This is a genomic window from Anaerobium acetethylicum, from assembly GCF_900096945.1.
Classification (GTDB): Bacteria; Bacillota; Clostridia; order Lachnospirales; family Lachnospiraceae; genus Anaerobium; species Anaerobium acetethylicum.
The window spans coordinates 1-2168 of the sequence record NZ_FMKA01000086.1; the positions used below are offsets into that span (position 1 = coordinate 1).

Annotated in this window: 2 protein-coding genes; both read left to right on the top strand. The window is 48.2% G+C overall.

From position 1 onward, the window contains the following. Positions 1-272 precede the first annotated feature (272 nt). Positions 273-1142 carry a tyrosine-type recombinase/integrase gene (locus tag BJR36_RS19865; protein ID WP_091237163.1) on the top strand — a complete coding sequence of 290 codons (870 nt, stop codon included), beginning with the start codon at positions 273-275 and terminating at the stop codon, positions 1140-1142. Continuing rightward, positions 1132-2168: IS91 family transposase (locus BJR36_RS19870; protein ID WP_091237164.1), on the top strand; the 1037-nt coding region annotated here is incomplete at its 3' end. The genes BJR36_RS19865 and BJR36_RS19870, both read left to right, overlap by 11 nt.

Consider the following 2168-nt stretch of genomic DNA (forward strand, 5'->3'; position numbering starts at 1 on the left):
TTGAACCAAATCACGCATGCTGCGTGATAGCCCTCTCTATTTTTTGCTGTTCCATATTGCCTTGGAGCAGCTTTTCTTTTACAATTAACTCATCTTAGATAAAGGAATAGCCCCACAGATGAGTGCTTTGTTTGCCGACGTCGCGTCTCATACTGTAGGGCTTCTACGTGTATGAGTATATCGTCTTTTTCAGCTTTTTTCAAGTCTATTCGTGCTCCGCCTGTAAAGATTTTTGTTACTTAACAACCATCTTTTACAGGAGGGCTCATTTCATGAATGAAGCAAATACAAACTATCTGAAACAGCATATTGACATCCTTTCTTTTCGCGACCTTGCCCCTGGCACCGTCTCTACCTATACATCCTATATGACCCAGTTTATCGACTGGACGGAAGCCTTTCTGTCTGGCAAGCCTCTCTCAGCCATTTCCTGGGTGGAACTCCGTTCTTATATCCGATATCTGAAGGAAATCCGAGAACTGAATCCACGCACGGTTAATGTACATATCGCACAGCTCCGCGATTTTTATCACTATGTCCTGCATCGCGACTGGGACCGCTACCAGATTCCCTATCTCCGCTATGACGAACTTCTTCCACGTGTTCCCTCAAAAGCAGAAGTGAATACCATCATCGATTCTGTTTATAATCCGAAACATAAAGCCGAGCTGGCTCTTTTGTATTCTTCTGGTATCCGGGTCAGCGAGCTCTGTCGTCTGCGTTGTGGCGACATTTACCACTCGAAGCACTGTATCTACATTTCGAAAAGCAAGAACCGTTCCGATCGGTATGCCGTCCTTGCCGAAAAGGCCTACGATCTTCTTCCGGCATATATCCGTGAATTCTATCCCGACGCGAAAAAGGAAGACTGGCTCTTTCCAGGACAGAAGCCCGGCTCGCACATCTGTGAGCAGTCTGTCTACACCACCTTTAAAAACAAGCTGACTGCATTGGGATGGAGCGATTCCGGCTACACCCTCCACAGCCTGAGACATGGATTCGGACTGCATCTGTATGAAGACGGTGCAGACCTCATGTCCATCAAGGAAGCCATGGGACACAAATCTCTTTCCAGCACTTCCGTCTACTTGACACTTGGTATCGGCAACGGAAGGAGTGTGACAAGTCCCTATGATGTCTGATGCTGTGAAGTTCTATCAGTCTCTTCTGGGGGACGGGCAGGTATCGGGTACTTATCCCATCCGGGATATCTTCCAGCGGTTCTATCCCGATTATCTGGACTTACATTCTGTGTCGGATGTCCAGCACAGAACTGCCAACTGCATCGCCAACTGCAAGACCGGCGGTTTTGGCTATAACGTCAGCTATTGCGAGGAATGCGGCCATCTGAAGATCCATGCCTGTGCCTGCAACAACCGCAGCTGCCCCAACTGTCAGGCTCCCCTGGAGAAGAAATGGGTCATGGCAAGGAATTCCGAGCTGATTGAAGGGGTTGCCTACTACCATCTCATCTTTACGGTCCCTCATGAGTTGAATAATCTCATGTTTCAGAACCAGAAGCTCCTTTATGACCTGCTCTTTAAATGTGCCAGCGATACTATCCTGACGTTATGCAGAGATTCTGCTTATATGGGCGCCACACCCGGCATCATTTCAGTACTTCATACGTGGGGCCAGCAGTTGAATCTGCACCCGCACCTCCATACCATGGTCTCCGGTGGCGGACTGGACAGAGCCGGGCAGTTTATAGAAACAAAACACAAAGGATTTATTATTCCTGTCCAAGCCATCGGGAAAATGTTCCGTGGAAAATATATGGCTGCCTTAAAGCAGCTCCATGATACGGATAAGCTTTCTTGCCGCAATGGCTGTGAACATCTTCGCAACCGTTATTCCTGGAAGGAATTCGTTGATCGGATGTATCACCAACAATGGCTGCCTTTTGTGAAGGAAACCTTCAACGGGAACGGAAATGCCATCGAGTATCTTGCACGCTATGCCTACCGGACAGCCATCAGCAACAGTAGAATCAGTGCCGTCGATGATGAGACTGTGTCATTCCAGTATACGGATTATGCAGACGGGAACCAGAAAAAAGTGAAGACCGTTTCTGGAACGGAATTCCTCCGCCTGTTCCTGCGGCATATACTCCCCAAAGGATTCAACCGTGTACGTTTCAGCGGCTTTCTGACAAACAGCCAGAAGAC